Source organism: Streptomyces sp. PU-14G, from assembly GCF_041028275.1.
GTDB lineage: Bacteria > Actinomycetota > Actinomycetes > Streptomycetales > Streptomycetaceae > Streptomyces.
Genome location: NZ_JASKYT010000406.1, coordinates 1 through 6,585, shown reverse-complemented (window position 1 = coordinate 6,585; position 6,585 = coordinate 1). Strand labels below are relative to the sequence as shown.

The following is a 6,585-nucleotide window of genomic DNA, read 5'->3' as shown; positions in this document are numbered from 1 at the left end:
GTTCGCGACGGTGCCCGACGACCGGGAGGCGGAGGGCACACCGGCCGCGATCGGGCGGTGCGTGGTGGACGGCCGCTGGGCGGGGTTCGCGGGCGTCGAGGTCGCTCCCGCGCACCGCCGCCAGGGGCTGGCGCGGGCGGTCATGGCCGACCTCCACCTGGAGATAGGCGGCCGAGGGCGGCCTCGGCCGCCTATCTCCAGGTGGAGCGCGACAACGCGCCCGCGCGTGCGCTCTACGCCACGCTGGGCTTCGCCGACCACCACGCGTACCACTATCTGCGCGCCCCGCAGGACTGACATGGCGGGCGGAGAGGAAACCCAGGGTCCGGGCGCGGGTGAGGGCGTACCCGACGTGGTCAGGCAGCGGTTCGCCGAGGCGGCGCGGGAGGAAGGGCCCGATCTGGCGTCGCTGTGTCTGCTGGTCGGTGCCGAGGCGGCGCTGCGCCGGGAGGGCGCCGCCCGGGACGCGTGCGCGGTCGACCGGATCGTGGATCAGGGGCAGGCGGAGCTCGACCGGCTCGCCGGGCTGCTGCCGTACGAACGCGGCCGTACGCCCGCCGGGTGGGCGAGCGCCCTGCGCCGGCTGCTGGGCGAGGAGCTCGGATTCCGCGGCGCCGCCCCCGACTACCAGCGGCTGGCCTCCTCGCTGCTGCCCGAGGTGCTGCGGCGGCGGCGCGGGCTGCCGATCCTGCTGTCGGTCGTCTGGACGGAGGTGGCGCGGCGTGCGGGTGCCCCGGTGTACGGGGTGGCGCTGCCGGGGCACTTCGTCGTGGGGTTCGGGGACCCGCGGGGGGACCACGTGCTGGCCGATCCGTTCGCCGGCGGCGCGCGGCTGGGCGAGCAGGAGCTGTCCGTCATGGTCGCCGGGGCCACCGGCGGGGCACCGCTGTCGGCCGCCTCCTTGCAGCCCGCGGGGCCGCTGGAGACGGTGTTGCGGGTGCTCAACAACATCCGGGCGTGGGCCGCCCGCCGTCCCGAGCAGACGGGGGTGCGGCTGTGGGCGGTCGAGCTGTCTCTGCTGCTGCCGCACCATCCGGGCAGGCTCCGGTTCGAGCGGGCGCAGTTGCTGGTGGAGCGGGGGGAGTTCGCGCGGGGCGCGCGGGAGATGGAGGAGTACGCCGCCGTGGTCGCGGCGATGGAGCCGAACGCGGCGGAGAACATGCGCCGGGCGGCCCGCGCCGCGCGGGCGAGGCTGAACTGACGCCGCGCGCACGGTTTTGGGCTTCTCCCGGCCGGCCCTGCTCCGGCGACGGGGTTCCACTCGTCCGCGGTGTGCGGGCCGCGGGCGGCTCGTGGCGGGTGGGGACACCTCCCGGCCGGAGCCCCCCCGGCCCGGGCCCGGGAAATACGGCTCGCCCGGTGCGCCGCTACAGCCAGCCCCTGTCGCGGGCGATGCGGGCGGCCTCCGTGCGGTTGCGCGCCCCGGTCTTGTGGATGGCCGTGGACAGGTAGTTGCGGACGGTGCCGTGCGAGAGGTTCAGCGCGGCGGCGATCTCGGCGTTGCCGGCGCCCTCGCGTGCCGCGCTGAGCACGTCGCACTCCCGCTCGGTCAGCGGGCTGGCGCCCTGGGCGAGGGCGGCGGCGGCCAGCCCGGGGTCGATGACCCGCTCTCCCGCCCGCACCCGCCGCACGGCGTCGGCGAGTTGGGCGGCGGGCGCGTCCTTGACCAGGAAGGCGTCGGCGCCCGCCTCCATGGCCCTGCGCAGGTAGCCCGGCCTGCCGAACGTGGTGAGGATCACGACTTTCAGGCACGGGTGGGCGGCGCGCAGCTCCTCCAACGCGTCCAGGCCGCTTCGGCCCGGCATCTCGATGTCGAGGAGGGCGACGTCGGGACGGTGCTCAGCGACCGCGTCGGACACCTCGTCGCCGCGCCCGACCTGGGCGGCGATCTCGATGTCCGGCTCCAGGCCGAGCAGCGCCGCGAGGGCCTCGCGGACCATGACCTGGTCCTCGGCGAGCAGCAGTCTGATCACGCGCATCAGGGTAGCGAGGGCACCGCGGCCCGCAGCGTGAAGCCCCCGTCGGGCCCCGCGGAGGTCGTCAGGGTCCCGTCGACGAGTGCCAGCCGCTCCCGCAGTCCGCTCAGCCCGTTGCCCGCTCCCGCGCCGGAGGGTCCCGTGCCGTCGTCGGTGACGGTGAGGTGCCAGGTGGCCGCCTCGCCGGCGCCGAGTGCGACCGTGCAGCGCCGCGCGCCGCTGTGCCGTACGACGTTGGTGACGGCCTCGCGCAGCGCCCACGCCAGCGCGCCCTCGGCCTCGGGTCCCAGCGGGACGGACGGCGCCCCGCCTGGCAGGTCCGCGGCGATGCCCGCCGTCTCCAGTGCGGTGCGAGCGCCGGCGAGTTCGACGGCGAGGGTGGGGCGCCGGTAGCCGCTGACCGCCTCGCGCACGTCGGCGAGGGCCTGCCTGCTGACGCGCTCGATGTCGGCGACCTGTGCGGCGGCGTCCTCGGGACGCGCGGGCAGCATCCGTCCCGCCAACTCGCTCTTGAGGGTGATCAGGGACAGCGAGTGTCCGAGCAGGTCGTGCAGGTCGCGGGCGAGCCGCAGCCGCTCCTCGTTGGCCGCCAGTTCCGCGACGACGGCACGGGCCCGACGCAGCTCGCGCATGGTGCGTACGGTCTTGCGCGCGGACATCAGCGCGAACCCGCCCAGCACGGCCGGGATCGCGAAGGCGGTCCACGCCCCCCACCACGGGCGCGTCCCGAAGCCGGTGCCGATCACCGCCAGCGCCAGGACGCTCGCCCCCACGCCCCAGGTGGCCCGTGCGACCGGCAGCACCGCGCCGGAGGCGACCGCGACGTAGACGAAGAGCACCAGCCAGTCCTGACCGACGGTCGGCGGCAGCGCGCAGGCGAGCGCGAACAGGAGCGCCAACAGGGCGTGCACGGACCGGCTCGGCAGCGGTGAGCTGGTATGGCGGAAGACGAGCCCGGAGTAGACGGCGACGAACACCGCGAGCCCCGCGCTCCCCCACACGGTGGCGGCCGTGCCGAGCCGGCCCGACCACAGGTCCTCCAGCGGGCCGCCGAGGAAGACCATCCACACCAGGATCATGAAGCCCTTGCCGAGCTTCTGCTGCCTGGTGGGCCGGGGCTCCGCGAGGGCCGCGAACCGCCGCCCGCCCGGGCCGGCCGCCGCGCCGGCCCCCTCCCCCGCGCCGCCGTCGCCCGCGGTTCCGGCCCCTGCGACGGCCCCTTCAGCGGCCCCTTCAACGGTCCGGGCCATGACGCGGCTCCTCATCTCGTACGGGGCTTCTCGGCGGCGCGCGGCGTGGCCTGCGAGCCGGTGCGGCTGCCGCTCACGCCTTGCGGGTGTCCCGGCGGTAGAGCCACGCCGCCGCAGAGGCGAAGAGTACGAGATAGCCCGCCAGCAGCGCGACGTCCCCCAGGTGCGGCGCGTGACCGGCCTCGACCGCCTGGCCGAGCGCCGTGTAGGCGTGGGTGGGCACCCACGCGCCGATGTCCTGTACCCAGCCGGGGAGGCTGGAGGTGGGCAGCCACAACCCGCCGAGGAACGCCAGCCCGAAGTAGAAGAGCATGGTGAGGGGCCGTACGGCGTCCCCGGTCGCCAGGTAGCCGATGGCCACGCCCAGCGCGGCGAAGACGAAGCTGCCCGCCCAGGAGCTCAGCGCGACGGCCGCCCACTGCCACGCGTCGAGCCGCACGCCCCTCGCGACGGCCCCGGTGAGCAGGACCAGGAGGATGGACGGCAGGCTGACCGTGGCGGCCGAGGCGATCTTCGCCGTCACGTAGCCGCGGCCCGGCAGCGCCGTGAGCCGCAACTGCCGCACCCACCCGGCTTCCCGTTCCCTGGCGATGCGCTCGCTGTTGCCCATCAGGACGGCGGTCATCGCCCCGAAGGCGGCCATCGCGACCATGTAGTAGAGGCTCAGGTCGATGTCGAGTCCGGGCATCTCGGTGTCCTCGTTGCTGCCGGCGATCAGCAGGTAGAGGACGGGCGGGTACAGCACCGAGAAGAACATGAACTTCTTGTTGCGCAGCGCGCGCGTGATCTCCAGCCGGACGAGCGTCTTCACTTGGTGGCCGCCTTCTGGTGCGGGGAGGGGAGGGTGGTCGCGGCCCCGGACGGGGTCGTCGCTGACGCGGGAGCGGTGGTCGCGGGAGCGGTGGCCGCAGGCGCGGGAGCGGTGGCCGGGAGGAGGGGCTCGTCCGCGCGGGAGGTGAGGGTGACGAACGCCTGCTCGAGACCGAGGGAGGTGACCTCCAGGTCGCGCGGGTAGAGGCCGAGCGCGTAGGCGGCGTGCACGGTGGCGTCCGCGTCGGCCGAGCGCAGCCTCACGACGGCACCGGAGAGCTCCAGTTCGGTCACCCCGGGCAGGGCCCGCAACTGCGCCTCCACAACGCCGTCGGGAACCGCGTCCAGCGTGAAGCCGACCCTGCGCACGCCCGCCATGGCCTTGATCTCGGCGGCGCTGCCGTCGGCGAGCAGCCGCCCCCGGTGCAGGACCAGCACCCGGTCGGCGACCTCGTCGGCCTCCTGGAGGTAGTGGGTGGCGAACAGCACGGTCCGCCCCTGCGCCGCCTGGGTGCGCATCGCCGACCAGAAGGCGCGCCGTGCCGTGACGTCCATGCCGGTGGTGGGCTCGTCCAGGACGAGCAGGTCGCTGTCGCCCGCGGTCGCGAGCGCGAACCGCACCCGCTGCTCCTGCCCGCCGGACAGCTTGTCGACCATCCGCTCGGCGATGTCGGTCAGTCCGGCGTCGGCGAGCACCCGTTCGGCCGGATAGCCGCGCGGGTGCAGCGAGCAGGCGAGCGCGACGAGTTCGCGTACCCGCACGCCGGCCATCAGCCCGCCGGACTGGAGCATCGCGCCCACCCGTCCACCGGTGAGCGCCTGCCGCGGTGTGCCACCGAACAGCCGTACCCGGCCGCCCTGGTCGGGGTTGCGCAGCCCCAGCAGCAGGTCGAGGGTGGTGGACTTGCCCGCCCCGTTCGGGCCGAGGAGGGCGACGGTCTGCCCGGGGTGGAGGCTGACGGTCAGTCCGTCGAGAGCGCGGACGCTCCCGTAGGTCTTGCCGGCTGCGGAGAACTCCACGGCGGGTGTGGTGGCCTGCGTCGATGTCATGTTCCCAGCCTCGCGGCGGCGAGGGGCCCGCGGCAGTGCCGACAATCGCGTCCTTCGGCTGACAGATGTCACACCCCGCGGGTGACGCGCGGTCCCCGGCACACGCCGAAGGCGCCCCGCCGGTACAGCGGGGCGCCTTCGGCGTGCTCGGGCGCCGCCTCAGCGGCGGCGCGGTGCCGAGTGGGGCGACGGCCTCACTGGGAGACCGATCCCGGCACCTTGGCCACCCGCTGCTGCGGCTCCGGCGGGGCCTTCTCGCTCAGTGCCTTCACCATGGCAGCAGCCGCGTGCTTCGGCGTCATCTTGACCGTGCCGGCTCCCGCCTTTATCACCACGTTGTCGAAGGCCGACCCGTAGGTCGCCGCCAGTTTCTCGGTGTCGATGACCGGCTGGAGCGTTCCGCTGCCACCGGGGCGCATCGTCAGGAAGGTACCGAGCGTCTTCTGGCTGAAGGGCACCTTCACGTCGCCCGCCTCCAGCCAGACCCAGCCGGACATCGCGGTCCGCCCGAAGCCCTTGACCGCCTTGTCCAGATCGGCCTCGGTCACCTTGGGCTTGTGTACGGAACCCGGCAGCTCCACCGGATCGTTCTTGCCGGAGACGGCCCGCTCCTCGAACGCCTGCTCAAGCGCGTCGGGCGCCTTGGCGATGTCGACGACCTTGTGCGCGGAGCCCTTGACCGCGACGGCCTTGCCGCCGGTGAACTTGACCATGCCCTCGGAGGGCGATGTCGCCTCGGCCTTCTCCACGAGCGGCCCCAGCGCCGACCGCACCTTCGCGGCGTCCACCTTCACGGCCGGTTCCGCCTCGCGGGACTGGCCGAACAGGGAGCCGATGACGGAGACCGGGTTGTAGTCGCGGCCCGCGGCGGCGCGCACGGTCGCCTCGTTGTCCAGCGTCACGCCCGCCACGCTCGGCTTGAGCTTCGCGCTGCCACCGCTCGTCTTGATCGTGAACGGTTTCTTCGTCCGCTCACCGAGCGCGGAGTCCAGCTTGTTGACGGCCTCGTGCTTGCTCAGGCCGCCGATCTCCACCCCGAGGACCGTCGTGCCCTTGGGCACGTCCGCATGGTCCAGCAGCAGGCCCGTGCCGTAGGCGACGCCGAGCACGCCGACGACCGCGACCCCCGCGAGGACCAGCTTCGAACGGCCGCCCTTGCGTGCCGGTTTCGCGGCCTTCGCCGCCTGCGGGGCCGCCGGGCCACCGGTCGGCGCGGGCGACGGCCCCGGCGTCGCCGGGCCGTCCGGGCCACCGGGGCCGCCGTCGGGGCCGGCCTGCGGGACGCCGCTGACCATCGTGTCGCTCGAGCGCCGCGCGCCGTCGGGACCGGTCGCGGGGCCGCCGGACGGTTCGGAACCGGGGCCACCGGGGGCGGCGTTGTCCGCGCCGCCCGGGGCGAACGTGCCCGGGCCCGTGCCCAGACCGAGCGTCGAACTGACCGGCGACTCGCCGCCGGAAGCACCGGGGCGGCCGGGAGCACCGGGGCCGCCCCGGTGCGG

5 protein-coding genes and 2 pseudogenes are annotated in these 6,585 nt (G+C 74.9%); 2 read left to right on the top strand and 5 right to left on the bottom strand.

What is annotated here, in order from left to right; translation table 11 throughout:
- Both AB8Z75_RS30080 and AB8Z75_RS30075 read left to right on the top strand, forming a co-directional pair.
- A pseudogene (locus AB8Z75_RS30080) lies at positions 1–297 on the top strand (GNAT family N-acetyltransferase); the annotation flags it as partial.
- Between the two features lies 1 nt (position 298).
- The gene (locus AB8Z75_RS30075; RefSeq protein ID WP_369207488.1) at positions 299–1,201 is read left to right on the top strand and encodes a transglutaminase-like domain-containing protein; all 903 of its coding nucleotides are present in this window, start codon (positions 299–301) and stop codon (positions 1,199–1,201) included.
- 166 nt (positions 1,202–1,367) lie between these two features.
- On the opposite strand, the gene AB8Z75_RS30070 is transcribed toward AB8Z75_RS30075, so the two are convergent.
- The 5 genes and pseudogenes from AB8Z75_RS30070 to AB8Z75_RS30050 all read right to left on the bottom strand — a co-directional run.
- Positions 1,368–1,979, bottom strand: coding sequence for a response regulator transcription factor (locus AB8Z75_RS30070; protein ID WP_369207486.1), 612 nt, complete (start codon positions 1,977–1,979; stop codon positions 1,368–1,370).
- Positions 1,979–3,055: a sensor histidine kinase gene (locus tag AB8Z75_RS30065; protein ID WP_369207490.1), complete on the bottom strand. Its 1,077-nt coding sequence runs from the start codon at positions 3,053–3,055 to the stop codon at positions 1,979–1,981. Before AB8Z75_RS30065 ends, AB8Z75_RS30070 begins: the two co-directional genes overlap by 1 nt.
- Positions 3,056–3,299: 244 nt before the next feature.
- On the bottom strand, positions 3,300–4,037 hold the full coding sequence (locus AB8Z75_RS30060; protein WP_369207484.1) for an ABC transporter permease: 738 nt from the start codon (positions 4,035–4,037) through the stop codon (positions 3,300–3,302).
- Positions 4,034–5,086, bottom strand: coding sequence for an ABC transporter ATP-binding protein (locus tag AB8Z75_RS30055; RefSeq protein WP_369207482.1), 1,053 nt, complete (start codon positions 5,084–5,086; stop codon positions 4,034–4,036). Before AB8Z75_RS30055 ends, AB8Z75_RS30060 begins: the two co-directional genes overlap by 4 nt.
- A gap of 194 nt (positions 5,087–5,280) precedes the next feature.
- Positions 5,281–6,585 (bottom strand): annotated as a pseudogene (locus tag AB8Z75_RS30050) (hypothetical protein); the annotation flags it as partial.